This is a genomic window from Enterococcus sp. DIV0176 (genome assembly GCF_050528535.1).
GTDB lineage: Bacteria > Bacillota > Bacilli > Lactobacillales > Enterococcaceae > Enterococcus_B > Enterococcus_B thailandicus.
Genome location: NZ_CP172879.1, coordinates 797,076 through 815,688, shown reverse-complemented (window position 1 = coordinate 815,688; position 18,613 = coordinate 797,076). Strand labels below are relative to the sequence as shown.

General features: G+C 35.7%; 17 protein-coding genes and 1 tRNA gene. 7 read left to right on the top strand and 11 right to left on the bottom strand.

The features are described from left to right. Nucleotides 1-330: 330 nt before the first annotated feature. Nucleotides 331-418 (bottom strand) — tRNA-Ser (locus tag IGJ66_RS03930). A gap of 128 nt (nucleotides 419-546) precedes the next feature. Further along, a complete protein-coding gene (locus tag IGJ66_RS03925) occupies nucleotides 547-1,113 on the bottom strand; it encodes a TetR/AcrR family transcriptional regulator (RefSeq protein ID WP_071869303.1) in 567 nt (188 codons plus the stop codon). A 481-nt stretch (nucleotides 1,114-1,594) separates the two neighbouring features. On the opposite strand from IGJ66_RS03925, the gene IGJ66_RS03920 reads away from it, so the two are divergent. Beyond that, complete coding sequence (locus IGJ66_RS03920; protein WP_071869302.1) at nucleotides 1,595-2,191, top strand: TVP38/TMEM64 family protein; 597 nt, start codon at nucleotides 1,595-1,597, stop codon at nucleotides 2,189-2,191. Nucleotides 2,192-2,294: 103 nt separating this feature from the next. Next, nucleotides 2,295-4,094: a glycerophosphoryl diester phosphodiesterase membrane domain-containing protein gene (locus IGJ66_RS03915; protein WP_067484067.1), complete on the top strand. Its 1,800-nt coding sequence runs from the start codon at nucleotides 2,295-2,297 to the stop codon at nucleotides 4,092-4,094. A 240-nt stretch (nucleotides 4,095-4,334) separates the two neighbouring features. Here IGJ66_RS03915 and IGJ66_RS03910 read toward each other — a convergent pair whose 3' ends face one another. After that, the gene (locus IGJ66_RS03910) at nucleotides 4,335-4,547 is read right to left on the bottom strand and encodes a hypothetical protein (protein ID WP_095803488.1); all 213 of its coding nucleotides are present in this window, start codon (nucleotides 4,545-4,547) and stop codon (nucleotides 4,335-4,337) included. Between the two features lie 502 nt (nucleotides 4,548-5,049). On the opposite strand from IGJ66_RS03910, the gene IGJ66_RS03905 reads away from it, so the two are divergent. Beyond that, nucleotides 5,050-5,199 carry a hypothetical protein gene (locus IGJ66_RS03905; RefSeq protein WP_169819341.1) on the top strand — a complete coding sequence of 50 codons (150 nt, stop codon included), beginning with the start codon at nucleotides 5,050-5,052 and terminating at the stop codon, nucleotides 5,197-5,199. Nucleotides 5,200-5,368: 169 nt separating this feature from the next. Here IGJ66_RS03905 and IGJ66_RS03900 read toward each other — a convergent pair whose 3' ends face one another. Both IGJ66_RS03900 and gdhA read right to left on the bottom strand, forming a co-directional pair. Beyond that, entirely contained in the window at nucleotides 5,369-6,715 is a 1,347-nt protein-coding gene (locus IGJ66_RS03900; RefSeq protein ID WP_067484063.1) for a glucose-6-phosphate isomerase, read from the bottom strand. Between the two features lie 109 nt (nucleotides 6,716-6,824). After that, the gene (gene gdhA, locus IGJ66_RS03895) at nucleotides 6,825-8,174 is read right to left on the bottom strand and encodes an NADP-specific glutamate dehydrogenase (RefSeq protein WP_071869301.1); all 1,350 of its coding nucleotides are present in this window, start codon (nucleotides 8,172-8,174) and stop codon (nucleotides 6,825-6,827) included. 62 nt (nucleotides 8,175-8,236) lie between these two features. Between gdhA and IGJ66_RS03890 the strand changes: the two genes are divergently transcribed. Further along, on the top strand, nucleotides 8,237-9,553 hold the full coding sequence (locus IGJ66_RS03890) for an NAD(P)/FAD-dependent oxidoreductase (RefSeq protein WP_368027383.1): 1,317 nt from the start codon (nucleotides 8,237-8,239) through the stop codon (nucleotides 9,551-9,553). Between the two features lie 91 nt (nucleotides 9,554-9,644). Here IGJ66_RS03890 and ybaK read toward each other — a convergent pair whose 3' ends face one another. The 3 genes from ybaK to IGJ66_RS03875 all read right to left on the bottom strand — a co-directional run bounded on the left by ybaK (nucleotide 9,645) and on the right by IGJ66_RS03875 (nucleotide 12,139). Next, nucleotides 9,645-10,130 carry a Cys-tRNA(Pro) deacylase gene (gene ybaK / locus IGJ66_RS03885; protein ID WP_067484057.1) on the bottom strand — a complete coding sequence of 162 codons (486 nt, stop codon included), beginning with the start codon at nucleotides 10,128-10,130 and terminating at the stop codon, nucleotides 9,645-9,647. Nucleotides 10,131-10,196: 66 nt separating this feature from the next. Further along, nucleotides 10,197-10,946, bottom strand: a complete 750-nt coding sequence (aroD, locus tag IGJ66_RS03880) for a type I 3-dehydroquinate dehydratase (protein WP_067484056.1) — start codon at nucleotides 10,944-10,946, stop codon at nucleotides 10,197-10,199. Between the two features lie 17 nt (nucleotides 10,947-10,963). Continuing rightward, entirely contained in the window at nucleotides 10,964-12,139 is a 1,176-nt protein-coding gene (locus IGJ66_RS03875) for a class I SAM-dependent rRNA methyltransferase (protein ID WP_071869299.1), read from the bottom strand. A 237-nt stretch (nucleotides 12,140-12,376) separates the two neighbouring features. On the opposite strand from IGJ66_RS03875, the gene IGJ66_RS03870 reads away from it, so the two are divergent. The 3 genes from IGJ66_RS03870 (at nucleotide 12,377) to IGJ66_RS03860 (ending at nucleotide 15,887) form a co-directional block, all read left to right on the top strand. Then, nucleotides 12,377-14,509 carry an LTA synthase family protein gene (locus IGJ66_RS03870; protein ID WP_270607420.1) on the top strand — a complete coding sequence of 711 codons (2,133 nt, stop codon included), beginning with the start codon at nucleotides 12,377-12,379 and terminating at the stop codon, nucleotides 14,507-14,509. 153 nt (nucleotides 14,510-14,662) lie between these two features. Continuing rightward, nucleotides 14,663-15,391: a hypothetical protein gene (locus IGJ66_RS03865; protein WP_067484049.1), complete on the top strand. Its 729-nt coding sequence runs from the start codon at nucleotides 14,663-14,665 to the stop codon at nucleotides 15,389-15,391. Continuing rightward, entirely contained in the window at nucleotides 15,375-15,887 is a 513-nt protein-coding gene (locus tag IGJ66_RS03860) for a hypothetical protein (protein ID WP_067484047.1), read from the top strand. Before IGJ66_RS03865 ends, IGJ66_RS03860 begins: the two co-directional genes overlap by 17 nt. Nucleotides 15,888-15,980: 93 nt before the next feature. Here the strand turns inward: IGJ66_RS03860 and IGJ66_RS03855 are convergent, their stop codons facing one another. Genes IGJ66_RS03855 through IGJ66_RS03845 form a run of 3 tightly spaced genes read right to left on the bottom strand, consistent with a single transcriptional unit; the run spans nucleotide 15,981 to nucleotide 18,488 of the window. Next, nucleotides 15,981-17,441, bottom strand: coding sequence for a sensor histidine kinase (locus IGJ66_RS03855; protein ID WP_067484045.1), 1,461 nt, complete (start codon nucleotides 17,439-17,441; stop codon nucleotides 15,981-15,983). After that, a complete protein-coding gene (locus tag IGJ66_RS03850) occupies nucleotides 17,441-18,157 on the bottom strand; it encodes a response regulator transcription factor (RefSeq protein WP_067484043.1) in 717 nt (238 codons plus the stop codon). The genes IGJ66_RS03855 and IGJ66_RS03850 overlap by 1 nt, the downstream gene beginning before the upstream one ends. Beyond that, nucleotides 18,138-18,488, bottom strand: coding sequence for an SdpI family protein (locus IGJ66_RS03845; protein ID WP_067484041.1), 351 nt, complete (start codon nucleotides 18,486-18,488; stop codon nucleotides 18,138-18,140). Before IGJ66_RS03845 ends, IGJ66_RS03850 begins: the two co-directional genes overlap by 20 nt. Nucleotides 18,489-18,613 lie beyond the last annotated feature (125 nt).

The following is an 18,613-nucleotide window of genomic DNA, read 5'->3' as shown; positions in this document are numbered from 1 at the left end:
GGTTCTTCCCTAACAGTTTCGTCACATGAAAATAAGTTATGAAAACTTTTGAACATTTAATAAAAAGTTTTTCAATAACTAATTTAACATGTTTTCTTTTATGATGCTATCTTAATCCCTCATGCTTAAAAGAAATTTTGACTCTCTCATTTGTGCTATTCTATTTTTTAATTCCATAACTGCTAGAAAAGCGTTTTTTTTAACTTTTTTCACATTTTCATTCTATTAAACCTGCATTTATTCACAACTATTTTTGTTTAGTCGTTATGTGACAGCACAAAAAAAGATTGAGATATGAATACTCAATCTTGTTTTGTTTTAGTTTAAATAAGGAAGGTACAGGATTTGAACCTGCGCGCCGGTATTAGCCGGTTCGGCGGATTTCGAGTCCGCTGCATTACCACTCTGCCAACCTTCCGCGATTTCTATTTTTAATCTTTTCGCCCAAAATGTCAAGCAACATTTTCACAACTGATTCTTTACATTTAAAGTCACAAGAAAAAGGTTGCACGTAATCAAACGACTACGCCAACCTTTTTTATTTTTTTAGCGGATAACTTCTGGATTTTCTAAAGACAACACAGAGTCAATTGTTCTAGAAATCAAAGAAATGATTTGCTCTTCTGTTGGCTGCATAATGTTTGAAGACATCAATGAAGCTAACCCAGTTACGACTACCCAAGTACCCGTATGTAACGCATCTAAATATTCGTCAGATAAATGACTGTATTTTTCGTCTTTCTTTGCAGCTTCATAGAAATAATTATATGAAAAATCATGCATTTTTTTACCGTCGCCATGCTCATCGATATACAATGCCATGTACAGACTATGATGTTTTTTCGCAAAGTTGATATAATTCAAACCTAAATCAATAATTTTGTCACCAGTATGCTCGACAGGGAAAACTTCTTCTTTGAGTTGATCAAAAATAGAATCCAAAAGAGTATTCTTTAAGTCTTCCATGTTTTTAAACTCTAGATAAATAGGTTGTGTCGAAATTCCCATCTTCTTTGCAATGTTACGAGCAGTAAATCCTTTGAAGCCTTCTTTAGCAACAACTTCATATGCTGCTTTTAGAATTTGATCTTTGGTATAGACTTTTCTTCTCATAAAAACTCCCCCACTTTGTACTGCATATATGTTCTTTAATTGTAACCGATAATCATCCTTCTTTGCAAACATTTTACTCATAATTGTTATATTTAAAGCAAATTAAGCTAAACTATTTAATGAAATTCTAATAAGGAAATGTGTCTTCATCAAATTATGCATTCCCTTTCATTTTTTTAGTCTTCTTTTTTTCCTTATTTTTTCACTCTTTTTTTGTCAGCTATGGCGAAAACACAACTAATCACCAAATAAGGAAACTATCGTTATTTATATTTATTTTAAAAAAGAAATAGTTACTAAATAAATTTTTTCGATAAAAATTAAATAAGTCTTTAGTAGGATGCAATTTCTTCACAAATCTTTTATACTTACTTCGAACTTACAAAACTGTTTGAATAGTGTCATCTAAAAAAGTAGCGTGTTTGCCACTTTATCGCGTATAGTAACCTTAGATCAAAAAACTTCAAGGAGATGATTCAAAATGAGCGTTGCAGCATCAAGAAAACTTATCAACTTTATTTCAATTATCGGTTTAGGCGCGTCTATCGCACTAACTGTTTACTTTATCAATCTTGGAGTCTTCAAGGACATCAATGCATTGAGAGGTCTTGTTGGACACTCAGTTATTCTTGGACCTGTTATTTTCATTTTGATTCAAATTCTACAAGTAGTGATTCCAATCATCCCCGGTGGCATCAGTACCGCAGCCGGCGTTCTGATTTTTGGTCCTTATGCTGGTTTTGTTTATAACTATGTGGGAATTTGTATCGGATCGGTTATTATCTTCTTATTAGGTAGACGCTACGGAAAACCCTTCATTTTATCTTTAATCAGCGATAAAACTTACGATAAATATATTGGTTGGTTAGATAATCAAAGTCGGTTTGAGAAACTTTTTGCACTTGCAATTTTCCTACCAGTTGCGCCAGACGATGCGCTTTGTTTGATGGCTGGCTTAACAAATATTTCCGTAAAGAAATTTTCACTAATTATTTTCCTTGCTAAACCACTCTCTATTTTCTTATATAGTATGGCACTGATTTATGGTGGACAATACTTGACTGGTTTACTTGGTTAATTGGACAAAATAAATGAAGACATTCTGACACAGATTAGTGGTCTGACCTCTAACCTGTGTTTTTTTTATTTTTAAGATACAATAGAATTAGTAGGTGATAAAAATGAATTATTTAAAACATAGTTTAGGAAATGCTTGGGACTTTCTCAAAGGAACACAAAATTATTTTCGCGATGTTTTACTAATGCACGGCTTTATTTTATTTATTTGTCTGCCGTTATTGAATAGTACAACTCGTTTTATTTTACATCGTGGTGCAATTGATTATTTATCTTATGATAATATCGCCACCATTTTTTCTAAGCACCCTGGCGTACTAGGCTCGCTCTTTATCGTTTTGGTGCTGATTCTGCTTTTGGTCTATTTTGAATTCACTTTTTTATTGATTAGTGTTTACTTTATCAAAAAAAGAAAACCTGTGTCCTTAAAACAGCTACTTCGAATGACTGTCTTACAGCTAAAAAAGGTTCGTCCAGTTACGTTTCTCTTTTTCTTAGCTTATTTTCTACTGATTTTGCCGTTAAGCGGGTTAAGTTTTAACTCTGATTTATTATCAAAAATCAAAATCCCTTCATTTATTATGGATTTTATTTTTGAAAATCGGCTTGTGATTGTTAGTTTATTCATTTTAGTTTATCTTTTCTTAGCATACATCGGCATTCGGCTAATTTTTGCGTTACCAGAAATGATCTTACGCGACCGACCATTTCGCGAATCAATCCGAGAAAGTTGGCGACTTACGAAATCACGCTTCTTTGCGATTCTAGGTCAATTTATTATCATTGGTGGTAGTATCTTACTAATTTCCTCACTAGGTTATTTTCTGATTATCCTTTCACAAACGGCTGTTGAGAATTTTTTGCCTAATTATTCATTGATTAGTGCTGTTTTCGCAATGACGCTATTACAATTGATACTTCTGTTTAATATTGTTATGTCAACTGTTGGAATATTTTACATTATTGTTGACTTCATGGATGATGAAGGCTTCTTGCCAGAAATTCCTGAATGGTTCACTCCTGAGCCACCTTTACATCGATATTCCACCTTAAAGAATGCTGGTCTTGTTCTTTTTTGTGTTTTCTTTGGCGTTGGCGTTTGTTTGTATAATATGAATTATTTGACTTCTGCTGCACAGACTACCCCGTTAACTGTTTCTCATCGTGGCGTTAGCAATCAAAATGGTGTTCAAAACACGTTACCTGCGCTAGAAAAAACAAGTCAAACTTATCATCCTGATTACGTTGAGATGGATGTTCAAGAAACAAAAGATGGCCAATTCGTCGTGATGCACGATTTTAACTTGAAGAATTTAACTGGCGTCAATCAACTACCACAAAATTTAACCTTGAAAGAACTAGAAAAATTAACAGTCAAAGAAAATGGGCAAGCAGCACCACTTGTTTCTTTTGATAGTTATCTGGCAGCTGCTAAAAAATTAAATCAGAAATTATTGATTGAAATTAAAACAACGAAATATGACTCAAGCGATTTGGTTGAGCGCTTCACGGATAAATATCGGGCAGAAATTCTGGAACAACATCATATTTTACAGAGTTTGACTTATCAAACTGTCGAAGACTTAAAGAAAGTGGAGCCAAAGTTTTACGTTGGCTATATTTTACCGTTTAATATTGTGGGACCACCGATTACTTCTGCCGACTTTTTAACAATGGAATATAGCACCATCAATCGGAATTTTATTTCATCTGCCCATGCGGATGGTAAAAAAGTTTATGTCTGGACGGTCAACGACTCGGATGCAGTCAGTCGAATGATGTTCTATGGTGCAGATGGCATCATCACCGATCAGATGGGGATTTTAAACAAAGAAGTAAAATCACTTGATGACGAAATCACTTATTCAGATAAATTGCTTAACTTCGTACTAGGTGTCGGTTAAGCATCACTTATCAAAAAAAGGCAATCGCTAATTCGTTAGCGGTCGCCTTTTTTTATTTACTTATTCTCTTTTCGCGTCTTTAACAGCTCGAAAGATGGCTAAAATTGCGGGAATCGCTGAGACAATTGCGAGAAAAATTCCTAGTTTCCCTGAATTTCTTTTCTTTGTCATAACATCTTCTCCCTTCCTCTTTCCTTAAGTATAAAAAACTTTTGCAAATTTCTCAAAAGAAGTGATTGTTTACGACACCATCTCAACTGGTGCGTAAATATCTGTTAGCTTAACTAATACGCGAAACTGTTTCTCATCAATAACAAAATGATCACATTGCTCGTAGCTTTCAACTAAAACAACAGCTGTGTTGGTATAGGTATGTTCGATATAACCAATGACTTCATTAGTTACACCAATAGGTTTGCATATGTAAGACTTTCCCACTTCGATATTTAACATCAAAATTCACTCCTTCAATTATTATTTGTTTTATTTATAATAACAGAAAAGCAAATAAATGAAAACGTTTTATTTTATTTTTTTGTATTTTTTTCTTTAAACCAACAGGAATTCTTTCAGATTTTAAGTTATGCTATTTTTCATTTAATATCACTTAAATTTCATATTTTTTCGTCACGTAAGAAAGGTGACAAAACTGTTCTTTTTTAATTGCTTCACGTTCGTGCAGTTTTTTCTTTTTTTTCATACACTGAAGGAAAGGAGGGATAGACATGGTTCTCATTCAAGCAGTAATCTTTATTACCTTAACAATTGGTCTACTTATTGGATTAACAGAAGATCGTTGATTTCTTTCGTTTTAAATAAACCATTTTTTTATGGATACCTCTTAATTGCAAGAAAAATAAGTTGGTGCTAAACTATAAATGGGTTTGAAAATTTACAGAGAATTTAACTGAAAATTTCTCGAATTTTTCTCAATAATTGAAAGGGGGAACGAAACATGACTTTTAACAAAACAAATATGACTTATCGCGTAGCCTTTGACACTTCAACCAATCGTTTCATGGCAATTGACGCAAAAAATGAACACAATGTTGCTTTCGGTATTACAATCGAACAAGCTGTCCGAGCATTACATGAATCTAATTAAGGAGCTGGCCACCCCACATGACATCTAAATCATTCTCGGAAAAAAGCTAAAAGAGGTTTGCACATCTTAGACGATGCAAACCTCTTTTTGTTTTGCTCTATCAAATCATTTTGCTGTATTAAAAAAGAAGCTGCGACATATGCCACAACTTCTTTCCTTCACTAACATATTATAGACGTTCGTTCAATTCTTTTGCTAGGTCTTCAAAGCCAGGTTTGCCTAGTAGGGCGAACATGTTTTTCTTATAGGCTTCTACACCTGGTTGATCAAATGGGTTGATTCCGTTCAAGTAACCAGAAATTCCTACAGCTATTTCAAAGAAGTACATTGTATAACCTAAAGTGTAAGCATCCATTTCTGGAATTTTAACTAGTAAGTTAGGTACATCACCATCTGTATGTGCTAATAATGTTCCTTCAAAAGCTTTTGTGTTAACAAAGTCAACTTCTTTTCCTTGTAAGTAGCCTAAACCATCTAGGTCAGCTTCTTGTTCAGGAATAGTGATTGATTTACGAGGTTTTTCCACTTTAACGATTGTTTCAAAGATATTGCGACGACCTTCTTGAATATATTGACCTAATGAATGTAGATCAGTAGAGAAGTTTGCACTTGAAGGATAGATTCCTTTTTGGTCTTTTCCTTCAGATTCACCGAATAATTGTTTCCACCATTCTGAGAAATATTGCATTCCTGGTTCATAGTTGATCAACAATTCTGTCACTTTGCCTTTACGGTAAAGAATGTTACGCATCGCTGCATATTGATAAGCTTCGTTTTCTTCTAGTTTATCACTTGCATATTCTTTACTTGCATCAGCTGCACCTTTCATCAAGGCATCAATGTCTGCCCCACTAACAGCGATTGGTAGTAGACCAACAGCAGTTAATACAGAAAAACGTCCGCCGATATCATCAGGAATAACAAATGATTCCCAACCTTCAGCATCTGCTTCAACTTTTACTGCACCACGTGCTTTATCAGTTGTTGCATAAATACGTTTGTTTGCTTCTGCTTGACCATATTTTTTTACTAATAATTCTTTGAACACACGGAAAGCAATTGCTGGTTCTGTTGTTGTTCCTGATTTAGAAATAACATTAACAGAGAAATCACGATCGCCAATTACTTCGATCAAGTCAGCTAAGTAAGTTGAGCTGATTGAATTTCCTGCATAAAAAATTTGTGGTGCTTTACGTGTTTTACCATCTAATAAGTTATAGAAAGTATGGTTCAAGAAATCAATTGCAGCACGTGCACCTAGATATGAACCACCAATACCGATTACTACTAATACTTCTGAATCAGATTGGATTTTTTTAGCTGCTTCTTTGATACGTGCAAACTCTTCTTTATCATAATTTGTAGGTAAATCAATCCAGCCTAAGAAATCGCTGCCTGCGCCTGTACCTTCACGTAATAATTTGTCAGCCGCTGTTACTTGACTTTGCATGTAACCTAATTCATGTTCATTGACAAACGGTGCTACTTTTGAATAGTCAAAATGAATGTGTGCCATTTGTTCTCCTCCTTAAAAGTTCACTATACAGGTATACTTTACGTTTTTTTTACTTTTTTTTCAAGCAAATATCTACGAACCTTTCAATATTTACAAGAAAATTTCACATTTAGACCAATCCCTGTGCAGACATTGCTTCCGCAACCTTTGCAAAACCGGCAATGTTCGCACCAAGTAATAGATTTTTTTCTTCATCATACTCAGCAGCAGTTTGACGACATGTTTCATAAATTGTTTGCATGATTTCGTCTAATTGTTGATCTACTTGCTCACTTTCCCAAGTTAAACGTTGAGAGTTTTGGCTCATTTCTAAGGCAGAAACTGCAACTCCACCCGCATTTGCAGCTTTTCCTGGGCAATACCAAACTCCTGCATCATGAAAAACAGTGACAGCTTCTACTGTTGCTGGCATATTTGCCCCTTCTGCTACAATTTGTACGCCATTTTTTACTAAGATTTCTGCTAAGTCACCTGAGATTTCATTTTGTGTCGCACATGGCAAAGCAATAGCACATGCTTCTTCTAACGACCATACCGATTTTCCTTCATGATAAACAGCAGATGTCTTTTGAGCTGCATACTCAGTTAAACGTTGACGTTTTTTTTCTTTCACTTCTTTCAATAATTCTAAGTCAATACCTGTTGGATCATAAATAAAGCCACTTGAGTCGGAACAAGTCACCACTTTCGCTCCAAGTGCTTGCGCTTTTTCAATTGCATAGATTGCAACATTTCCGCTCCCAGATACAAAAACTGTTTTATCTGTAAATGAATCTTGCTCTTGAGCTAACAAGTGTTTAACAAAATAAACTAATCCATACCCCGTTGCTTCTGTACGAACTTTACTTCCCCAAAAATTCAAAGGTTTTCCTGTCAACACACCTGCATCATATTGTTTGATTCGTTTATATGCACCAAACAAATAACCAATTTCTCTTCCACCAACACCAATGTCGCCAGCAGGAACATCTAAAGAAGGCCCAATATGTTTTGAAAGCTCCAGCATGAAACTTTGACAAAAACGCATGATTTCACCGTCCGATTTTCCTTTAGGATCGAAATCACTACCACCTTTTCCGCCACCAATTGGAAGACCAGTCAGACTATTTTTAAAAATTTGTTCAAAAGCTAAGAATTTTAAAATACTCAAGTTAACACTTGGGTGAAATCTTAACCCACCTTTATATGGACCCAAGGCTGAATTGTATTGAATCCGATATCCTCGGTTCACACACCAATTCCCTTGATCATCTTGCCAAGGCACTCGGAATTGAATGATTCGTTCAGGTTCTACTAGAATTCCTAAAATATTTTGTTCGATGTATTCAGGATGGTTTTCTAAAAAATGCGTAACTGTTGGAAGTACTTCATCAATTGCTTGTAAAAATTCGACTTCTCCACGATCTTGTTGATGTAGTTTCTCTTGAATCGTTTGGACATATTTTTTTGCATTTGTCATTGTGTCACACTCCTTCGATTAGCTAATTTTTATTTTAGCTTATTTTCAGCCTCGGCTCAAAAATTTTTCTGCGTTTATTTTCGAAATATGCTACACTCACTTGTGAGGTGAAGCGAATGGAAACAAACTACGATGTAATCGTTGTTGGCGCTGGTACCAGTGGAATGATGGCAGCTATTAGTGCCGCAGAACAAGGTGCCAAGGTGCTATTAGTTGAAAAAAATAAAAAAGCTGGAAAAAAATTGCTAATGACTGGCGGTGGGCGTTGTAATGTCACAAACAATCGACCAGTGGAAGATTTAATCGCACATATTCCCGGAAACGGAAAATTTTTATATAGTACTTTTTCACAATTTGATAACTTTGATATCATGAACTTTTTTGAAACACAAGGCGTGCATTTAAAAGAAGAAGACCATGGCCGAATGTTTCCTGTTACAAATAAATCAAAAACAATCATTGAAGCGTTGATTACTCGTCTAAATGAACTTGGCGTCACACTCCTTTTTGGTACAAAAGTTGAAAAATTGGTACACAATAACGGACAAGTCTACGGCATTCGAACAGAATTTGAAGAATTCCAAGCCCCTTGTGTGATTTTAACAACAGGTGGACGAACTTATCCATCAACTGGCTCAACTGGAGATGGCTACAAAATGGTAAAAAAAGTTGGTCATACAATTACCCCATTATACGCGACGGAATCTCCCTTGATTTCCGAAGAACCTTTTATTCAAGAAAAAACATTACAAGGATTGTCTTTACAAGATATTTCTTTAAGTGTCTTGAATAAAAAGGGACGAGTAATTACTGAGCACATTATGGATTTACTTTTCACACACTTTGGCATTTCAGGGCCTGCTGCCTTACGTTGCTCAAGTTTTATCAATCAAGAATTAAAGAAAACGGGCGAGCCAGTTACAATTTCTCTAGATTGTTTCCCAACTCGATCAAGTCATGACCTGATCCGAGAACTAACTGCTAAGAGTCGTCAATCGAAAAAAACGTTGGTCAATACTTGGCACGGCTTTTTACCTGAACGACTACTAACTTTTTATTTAAGTCGTCTGAATTTGGAACAACAAACGGGTCAACAAACATCGGAGAAACAAATTCAAGACTTTGTCCAATTATGTAAAGAATTTCATCTCTTGATAAACAAAACTTTCCCGATAGAAAAATCTTTTGTAACTGGCGGTGGTGTTTCCTTAAAAGAAATTAATCCCAAGACCTTAGAAAGTAAACTGGTAGCTGGATTATATTTTGCGGGTGAATTACTCGATGTCAACGGCTATACTGGTGGCTTCAATATCACTGCGGCTTTTGCTACGGGTCATGTTTCTGGTATGAATGCCGGTCAACAAGCCCAGGCCATTTAAAATATTACTAGTCCAATTAAATTATTCATTGGTTACTTATAAAAAAAATCCCCTTCAAGTTAAACTGGATACTAACTTGAAGGGGATGTTTTTATGCTCTGATATCGACAAATTTTCCATTTGTCAGTTGGCAGATTGCTTGTGGAGCTAACTCCATCTGCAGTCCTCTTTTGCCAGCGGAAATAATGATTTGTTCATAATTTTCCGCAATTTGATCAAGATAAGTTGGAAATAGTTTTTTCATTCCGATTGGTGAACAGCCACCACGAATATAACCAGTAGTTGCTTCTAACTCACGTAAATGGAGCATTTCTACTTTTTTATTTCCAGAAACTTTTGCCAATTTCTTTAAATCTACTTCATTTTCTCCCGGAATGACAGCAACTAGTGGACCAGTTACGTTTCCTACAGCCACCAATGTTTTAAAAATTCGTTGCTCACTCCCAGGAATCTGTTCAAAAATCGTAGTTGCACCTAAATGATTTTCATCCCATTCATATTCGTGTTCTGTATACGCAATTTTTTTTTGCTCTACGAGTCGAATTGCATTTGTTTTGACTTGTTTTTTCTTTGCCATATTTCCACCTCATTGCAACAAGCATGATAAATTCAAATACCATTCATCGTTGGTTGATACGATTACTCATGCTAAACTCTTAATTATTTGTTGCAGTTCTTTCACAGGTAATTGTCCTGGGGCCGAAGCAGACGCTTTTGAAATTGCCCCAAAAGTAACTGCCGAACCTGTTAAGCATCCTGCTACTCTTGATAACTTACCCATTTCTCCCATTGAAACAGTAATCAACGGGATTGAAACAAACGCACTTGCTCGTTTAGTCAATTCAAGCAAGCGAAAAACATCTTGTTCTGTTTGTGGCATCATTGCTAATTTTCCAATGCTAGCTCCAAAATGTTCCATCATATTTAGCCGGTAAAGCAGAACAGGATCTGATGGTGTTTCTTTAAATTCATGATTGCTGATAATGATTGGAATTTGATGATCTTTGATGCGCTCAATCATTCCGCGTCCCAAGCTTTCAATCTGAAACAATTCAATGTCTACCATATCAACCAACTGTTCAGTCACAACTGTTTCATACAAATCATGATATTCTCTAATCGATAGATCTTGTTTTCCGCCCTCAGCTAGCGTGCGAAATGTAAAAAGCAACGGTAATCCTTGAAGCTCATGTCGAAGAAGGACTAGTGTTTCTAGAACCTTTTCTAATTGCAAGATTTCTTGATAAAAATCGACACGCCATTCCACTAAATCCGCGCCTGCCTCGCGCGCGAGACGTGCTTCACTTAAGATTTTTTCTTGGGTCACACCAGTTAATGGTGCACAAACTTTTGGTCGACCAGTACCGATTTGCAAATTTTTCACTTGGATCATCCGTAACGACTCCCTTCTTACATTTGATTGATTTTATAAACAAATACCTTTAAGTAATCTCCTTCTGGAAAAGCGTTTGTCGTTTGAAAATCATTTGGTAAGCGATAAAGTCCGATTTGTTGATAGGAGACACCTTTGGCAATGAACTCTTCTTCAATCATCTTTTGAAATTGCTGAATCGTGACATTCGCCGCATTTGTTGAAGCAATCAGCACCCCTTCATCTGCTAAAATTTCCAGACTGTCTTTGACCAATTCGCCATAGTTTTTTGCCACGCGGAAAACTTTCTTTTTGTTGCGGGCAAAACTAGGTGGGTCCAAAACAATGACATCATAAGTCAATTGTTTACGACTCGCATATTTAAAGTACTCAAAAACATCCATAACGATAATTTTTTGTTGTTCAAGATCTAAACCATTGACTTCAAACTGTTCCTGCGTTTTTTTCAGGCTCCGTTTTGCAAGATCCACGCTGGTTGTCTCAACAGCACCACCCATCGCAGCCGCAACTGAGAAAGCACCTGTATAGCTAAACATGTTTAGTACCGATTTTCCTAACGCTAATCCATCAACCAACGCTCCGCGAACTTCCTTTTGGTCTAAAAAGATTCCTGTCATCAAGCCTTCATTTAAATAGGTTGCAAACTGAACACCATTTTCTTTTACAATCAATGGCTCTGGTGCTTCTTTTCCATAAATAAACTGACTTTCTGGCAGACCCTGCGTATCAAAACGAATTTTTTCATACGCACCTAAAATTTCCGGATATGCTTTTTTAAATGCTTCAACTAATTTTTCTCGATGAAGGTACAGTGTTTGGTTATACCAAGAAAAGACAGCAAACTGGTCATAATAATCAATAATCAAACCACCCATGCCATCACCTTCACCATTGAACAAGCGAAAAGCATTTGTTAAGTCATCACTAAAATAAGTTGTGCGTTTTGCTTTTGCTACCACAAATTTTTTCTCAAAAAAAGTTGTATCAAATACTTCGTTGTCTCGGCTTAATACCCAACCAATTCCTTTGTTTTGCTTTCCTAAGTAGCCTTTTGCCACAAATTGATTTTGTTGATCTACTAAATCGATCCATTCCGTCGTTTCCACTTGCGTATCGACTAAATCTTCTTTTTGAATGAGCGGATAACCTTTTCTAAATTGAGTGCTCGCTCGTTTTTTTACTTTTATTTTCATTCATTCACCTGCTTTTACTTTCTCATCCTTCAGTATAACAAAAATCAAACAGCTTGTCTTAAGCCACAAACCTCTAAGAAAGCTTAAAGAATCCCTTAACCAACTGCCATAAATCATCGCTTAGAATTGACACTAAAATCTTCGACTAGTAAAATAGATTAGAATATATAAGTTGTGTACTATGGGTTTTATGACACTCTTATTCTTATTTTTTTGAGTGTAGAAAGGAAGATTACTTTGAAACGTATAAAAACGCCCGCTTTTTTAAATAAGCGGCTCGGATTTTTTTCTTTGTTAGCTGTTTTAGTCTGGCTAAAAACAATTTTCGCCTATTTGATTGATTTCAATTTAGGGATTGAAAGCGGAGTGCAATACTTTATCTTATTTATCAATCCAATTGCGACTACTTTGTTATTACTTGGGATTGCTTTGTATGTGAGACGGGCAAGAGCTTCGTATATCACGATGATGGTGATTTTTTTCTTACTCACTTTGTGGGTGTTTTCAAATGTCACTTACTATCGTGAATTTACAGACTTTATTACCATCAATACTATTTTAGGCGCTGGAAAAGTTGCTAGTGGTTTGGGCGAAAGTGCCATTCGCTTGTTCCGCCCTTACGATTTATTGTACTGGATTGATTTTATTATCTTAACGGTTTTATTAGTCACTAAAAAAATCAAAATGGATGAACGTCCTGTCCGGGCCCGTATGGCATTTGCGATTTCAACATTAGCAGTTATGATTTTTTCTGGAAATCTTTTCTTGGCTGAAGCTGATCGCCCAGAACTATTAACTAGAACATTCTCTCGTGATTATTTAGTTAAATATCTTGGTCTTAATGCTTTTATGGCTTACGATGGTTTCCAGACTTATCAAACCAACCAAGTTCGTGCGGAAGCAAGTCCTAACGATATGAAAGAAGTTGAAAGCTACGTTAAGGAACACTATGCTGAACCAAACGACGAGATGTTTGGTGTGGCAAAAGGTAGAAACGTTATCTATATCCATCTAGAAAGCTTCCAACAATTCCTGATTGATTACAAACTAAAAGATGAAGCAGGCGTTGAACACGAAGTAACTCCTTTCCTTAATAGCCTGTTTCACAGTAATAGTACGTATAGTTTCGATAACTTTTTCCATCAAGTCAAAGCTGGAAAAACCAGTGATGCTGAAACATTAATGGAAAACTCTCTCTTCGGATTAAACCAAGGATCACTCTTTACTCAATTGGGTGGAAAAAATACTTTCCAAGCTGCACCTGACATCTTGAGCCAAACACAAGATTATACTAGTGCTGTTTTCCACGGAAATTCTGGTACCTTCTGGAACAGAAATGAGACGTATAAAAATCTTGGTTATGATTATTTCTTTGATTCATCTTATTACGATGTAACCGATGAAAACTCATTCCAATACGGGTTGCATGATAAGCCATTCTTTGACCAGTCCGTTCAGTATTTAGAACATTTGCAACAGCCATTTTATTCAAAATTCATTGCTGTATCAAACCACTATCCTTATTCAAAATTTACTAATGAAGAAGCAGGATTCCCGATGGCAGCAACCAGTGATGAAACAATTAACGGCTACTTCGCAACTGCGAATTATCTGGATACAGCAGTCGAAGAATTCTTTAACTATTTGAAGTCAAGTGGACTATATGATAATTCTGTTATTGTTTTATATGGTGACCACTATGGTGTTTCCAATTCAAGAAACAAGACCTTAGCAGAACTACTTGGAAAATCAAGTGATACTTGGTCAAACTTTGATAACGCACAAATGCAACGTGTCCCTTACATGATTCATGTACCTGGTCAAACAAATGGCGGGATTAATCATACTTATGGAGGTCAAGTTGACGCGTTACCAACGTTACTTCACTTACTAGGTGTTGACACCAAAGATTATATCCAACTTGGACAAGATTTATTCTCTAAAGACCATGACCAAGTGGTAAGCTTCCGTGATGGCGATTTCGTTACACCAACTTACACTTACTACAGTGGTACGATTTATGATAACGCAACAGGTGAAGCCATTACCGATCCTTCCCCTGAAGTTCAAGCAAAAATTGATGCATGGAAAGTTGAGGTTTCAAAACAATTAGCTGTTTCTGATCAAATCAATAACGGTGATTTACTCCGTTTCTACACGAATAGCAATCTTGATCCAATTGACTCTGCCAACTATGATTACAAAAATGGTTTAGAAAAAATGACTGCTATTGAGAAAAAATTAGGTGATAAATCAACCAGCGTATTTAGTCAAAACGGTAATAAATCAACAACTAATCTTTATGAAACAAAAACGTACCAAGAAATAAATGGTACACCAACGACTGATACTTCTTCTTCAGAGGAATAAACGATTAAAAAGCGTGAGAAGCTAACTTCTCACGCTTTTTTGTACTCTCAAATAACAGCTTCTCACCTCTTTGCAGAATAACTCGCAATTTATCAAAAAGAATTTCATACTTTATTCATATTCATTTTTTATACTCTAATAGAGGTGAAAAGTATGAAAATAATCCGTTATGCTATTGCGCGTTTAGCATATTATAAAAAGCAAACAATTGTATATATTTTATTTTCAAGCTTCTTTGCTTTTTTGTTACTTATCTCTTTTAATTTATATAATTTACAAACTACTTTACACAAACAAATCCAAAACCGTTTAGCTATCTTTAGTTCAACTAGTCAAGAAGAAAAGATTCCACAATTAGATAGCGTTAGTCACTTCTATTCATCAGCTATTCTTGTCTTTGTGCTCTGCTTTGCGATTTGTTTTTTCTTCTTTTTTATCCATATTTTGAAACAAAATCGACAAGAATTGATGAACTGGCGTTTAACCGGATTTTCACAAAAAAAATTATTCTTCTTTGTTTACACTCAAATGTTTGTACCAATTACTGTTGCTTGCTTAGGTTTACTATTATGGAGTATCAGTTTCCAGCATCTTTACGAAACACTGTTACAAAGAATCAACCTAACTGTTCTTACCTTATTTAAGTTTCCTGACTTTTCTGTTCCTTCTTCAATTAGTGGATTAACCATTCCTATCAATCAAGAAGCATTTTTTCAGATTGATTTTACGAGTGATTTTTTACTTGTTGATACATTTAAAGGAATTGTTCAAACACTATTCACTTTGACTTTCGTTAGCTTATTTATAAGTATTTTGTCATTTATCTATTTTTCTCGAAGACTGCAAAAAGGGAGGTTCACCCACCATGGAGCAACCAAATAATACGACTCATTTCAATTGTCTAACTGTTATTCTTAGTTCTAAAGAAAAGCAACAACAACTACTTAATGAATGGAAAGAAAACTTGTTGCTAGATGACTCGCCAAACTACACAATTGTTCAAAAAAATTGGCCTGTCTTTCCTTATTTAAAGTTAAAGGATCATGTCTACCTAGACATTTCAAGTAAAGATATCAAGTCAACCAGTTCCACTTATCAATCACAATTAAAGCTGGATTCCTCTTGGGAAAAGCAGTCAGCAGATGACCTCTCTTTATTAGAAAAAATCAAACTGCAACTCTTACATTCTTTACTTGCTAAACGCACACAAATCATTGTAGAAGACGCATTTGACGACTTAACTATTGCAGAAACACAAGAATTGTTAGACATTCTTTGCTTACTAGCTCGTCAAAAAAATCAAACAATTCTGCTGTTCACCAACAATACGACTATTGCCCATAGTCCTTACATCGATCATTTAGAAGATGCTTCCTAAAGTATTTTTCTCACATATTTTACTCCACTATGCTTACTAATTGATGATCACTAAAAAAGCCAGATGCGGAAATTTCCACATCTGGCTTTTGGTTTAGTTTTCTTGAGACACTTCTTTGATTTCTACATCCGGAAGTCGGACAGTAAATGTTGTTCCTTTTCCTTCTTCACTTTCGACCTCAATTTTCCCTTTATGCAGACGAACTAGTTGTTGCACGATGGGTAAGCCGAGACCAGATTCACCATACTTAGTATTTTTTCTTGATGGATCAACCTTATAGTAGCGTTCCCAAATATTTTTCATCTGCTGTTCTGAGATACCGATTCCTGTATCTTTGATTTTAATAATCGTTTCAAGATAACCTTTTTCAATACTGATAGTAATTTGACCATTTTCAGTAAACTGAATCGCATTTTGAATGATATTTACCATAATCTGTACGAAACGATCATAGTCAGCATAAACATCAATTTCTTCCTGAGCTTCCAAAATCAGTGTATCTCCTGCTGCTTCTGCTTTTGCTTCAAGCTGTGTCACAAGATTTCTCAAGGTTTCTGTTCCATTGAATTTCTTGATGACCATCGTAATTTGGTCGGTCCGAATTTTCTCATAGTCCAGATTCTCATTGACTAATCGAATAAGGCGCTCCGTTTCATTTTTCATTAACTTGATTGCATTCTCTCGTTGATTTTCTGGAATCGCATCATAGGCAAGCCCCTCTAGCAATCCATTGATTGTCGTCAAAGGCGTGCGCATCTCATGTGCAGCATCTGCCATAAATTGGCGTCGCCGATTCTCTTGCTCTTCGATTTCTGCTTGCGACTCTTTAAGTGAATTCGTCATCTTATTGAAATCATCTGCAAGTTCGTCAAATTCATCTTTGTCATGAACAGGCAGTTGGACATCAAAATTCCCGTTAGTCACTTCTTTTGTTGCATTGCGTAAACGATTGATTCGCTTCACCTGAAAAGCAGCAAACACATAACTAGCAATAACTGCAACAATACTTGAAAAAATAAACCCCTTGAAAAGATTCAAGGTAACTGAACGCACGCTATTATCAATATTTCGTGCTGGTTGGCTCACAACCAAAGCACCGTAAAATTCATGATTCAAATTAAACGGAACTAATGCATAAGAAGTTGCTTGCTGTTGGCCTAAAATATTTTTATGATCGGTAAACTTTTGTTGCTTTCCGTTACGCAAGTTTTTCCATTGCTCCGGACTAATCGTGAAATCCAGCATTGAATCGTCTGTTGGATAAATAAGCCGCTCATTTTTGTCAATAAAAATAAAGTTAACATTCTGCTCCGTTAGCACTTGTTCAGTCAAAAGCAATGCATTTTGGAACGCCTGATCTTGACTCAGTTGCGGAAAATTCGCAGCATATGTTTGTGTCGTTTTTTCAACAGATTCAGCATAACCAAACAACTGTTGGTAATTATTTTCTTCAATCGTTTGCTTCGTTAATTGTGTAAATGAAACCCCGACAATCAAAATAATCATGGCAATCATACTACAAAAAGCAAGTAATTGTTGATAAAGATAGCGCATTAGGCAACACCAGAATCATCAAACTTATAGCCGACGCCCCAAACCGTTTGAATTACTTGTGGACCGACTTTCTCAATTTTTTGACGAAGTTTTTTGATATGTGCATCAACTGTTCGCTCATCACCAAAATATTGATAATCCCAAACTAATTCCAATAGCTGTTCTCTTGAAAAAACTTGACGTGGTTTTTTCGCTAAAGTAAATAAAAGATCAAATTCTTTTGGTGTCAAACCTTCAATCAATTGACCATCTAGATAAGCTTCACGAGTTTTGGTATTCATTTTGAAATGTTCTGTTTGAATGTCGAAATGACTATCTGATTCACTGGTTTCTTCTTTTGCATCGACAAGTTCGCTTCGACGGTGCAAGGCTTTCATTCGTGCAATCAAGGTCAGTGGACTAAACGGTTTCGTTACGTAGTCGTCTGCCCCCATTTCCAGACCAATAACTTGGTCGCTCTCTGAATCGCGTGCAGTCAACATAATGATAGGTACTGTGCTTGAGATTTTCCGAATCTCACGCCCAACAACCATGCCATCCATTGTTGGTAAATTCAAATCAAGTGTAATCATGTCCCAGTGTGCAGGATTTTCTAAGAAGGCGTCTAGCCCGTCTTTCCCATCATACTTGAACGTTGCCTCCCAGCCTTCATTCAAAAAAAACATCTGCATCATTTCAGAAACAGATTGGTTATCTTCAATCATTAAAATGTTCATAGTCATCCCCTCCGGATTTCTGGTCAAATTTCTGTAATTTTTTTTCCGTTAAAATAAAAATCGGCATAATTGGAAAAACTAATACCAGCATTTCAATTAAAAAGTAATTCGTGTTTCCTGTTACTTTTAATAAATAGCCAATCGCAGCCATTATCAAGCCGAAAATAATAAAGTATTTTCCACTAACTTTCTGGGCTAACTGCCAGAGTTCATCTGTTTTAGCAGCTAACGGTGAGTGGTATCCATACAATGGCAAATTTCCCTTGGAAGGAAATAAGCGAAAGAAAATACCAATAGTCGTTAAAGCAACTCCTACAACTAAAAAAATCATTGATTTCCTCCTAAAAAGTTCTCTTTCTAGTATACTCCAAATAGTCTTGCGAACCAATATATTCAATAATTCTTCATGAAAGGTTTGTCTTTTGTTCATTCTTTGTTAAGATAGGTTTATTGAAA

What these genes read in the sequence shown, in the direction of transcription:
- IGJ66_RS03875 (WP_071869299.1), bottom strand. Translation starts at nt 12,139, where the DNA reads ATGAAAATAAAAGTAAAAAAACGAGCGAGCACTCAATTTAGAAAAGGT.
- IGJ66_RS03845 (WP_067484041.1), bottom strand. Translation starts at nt 18,488, where the DNA reads ATGATTTTTTTAGTTGTAGGAGTTGCTTTAACGACTATTGGTATTTTC.
- IGJ66_RS03860 (WP_067484047.1), top strand. Translation starts at nt 15,375, where the DNA reads ATGGAGCAACCAAATAATACGACTCATTTCAATTGTCTAACTGTTATT.
- IGJ66_RS03920 (WP_071869302.1), top strand. Translation starts at nt 1,595, where the DNA reads ATGAGCGTTGCAGCATCAAGAAAACTTATCAACTTTATTTCAATTATC.
- IGJ66_RS03900 (WP_067484063.1), bottom strand. Translation starts at nt 6,715, where the DNA reads ATGGCACACATTCATTTTGACTATTCAAAAGTAGCACCGTTTGTCAAT.
- IGJ66_RS03915 (WP_067484067.1), top strand. Translation starts at nt 2,295, where the DNA reads ATGAATTATTTAAAACATAGTTTAGGAAATGCTTGGGACTTTCTCAAA.
- ybaK (WP_067484057.1), bottom strand. Translation starts at nt 10,130, where the DNA reads ATGGCAAAGAAAAAACAAGTCAAAACAAATGCAATTCGACTCGTAGAG.
- IGJ66_RS03925 (WP_071869303.1), bottom strand. Translation starts at nt 1,113, where the DNA reads ATGAGAAGAAAAGTCTATACCAAAGATCAAATTCTAAAAGCAGCATAT.
- gdhA (WP_071869301.1), bottom strand. Translation starts at nt 8,174, where the DNA reads ATGACAAATGCAAAAAAATATGTCCAAACGATTCAAGAGAAACTACAT.
- IGJ66_RS03905 (WP_169819341.1), top strand. Translation starts at nt 5,050, where the DNA reads ATGACTTTTAACAAAACAAATATGACTTATCGCGTAGCCTTTGACACT.
- IGJ66_RS03855 (WP_067484045.1), bottom strand. Translation starts at nt 17,441, where the DNA reads ATGCGCTATCTTTATCAACAATTACTTGCTTTTTGTAGTATGATTGCC.
- IGJ66_RS03865 (WP_067484049.1), top strand. Translation starts at nt 14,663, where the DNA reads ATGAAAATAATCCGTTATGCTATTGCGCGTTTAGCATATTATAAAAAG.
- IGJ66_RS03910 (WP_095803488.1), bottom strand. Translation starts at nt 4,547, where the DNA reads ATGTTAAATATCGAAGTGGGAAAGTCTTACATATGCAAACCTATTGGT.
- aroD (WP_067484056.1), bottom strand. Translation starts at nt 10,946, where the DNA reads ATGATCCAAGTGAAAAATTTGCAAATCGGTACTGGTCGACCAAAAGTT.
- IGJ66_RS03850 (WP_067484043.1), bottom strand. Translation starts at nt 18,157, where the DNA reads ATGAACATTTTAATGATTGAAGATAACCAATCTGTTTCTGAAATGATG.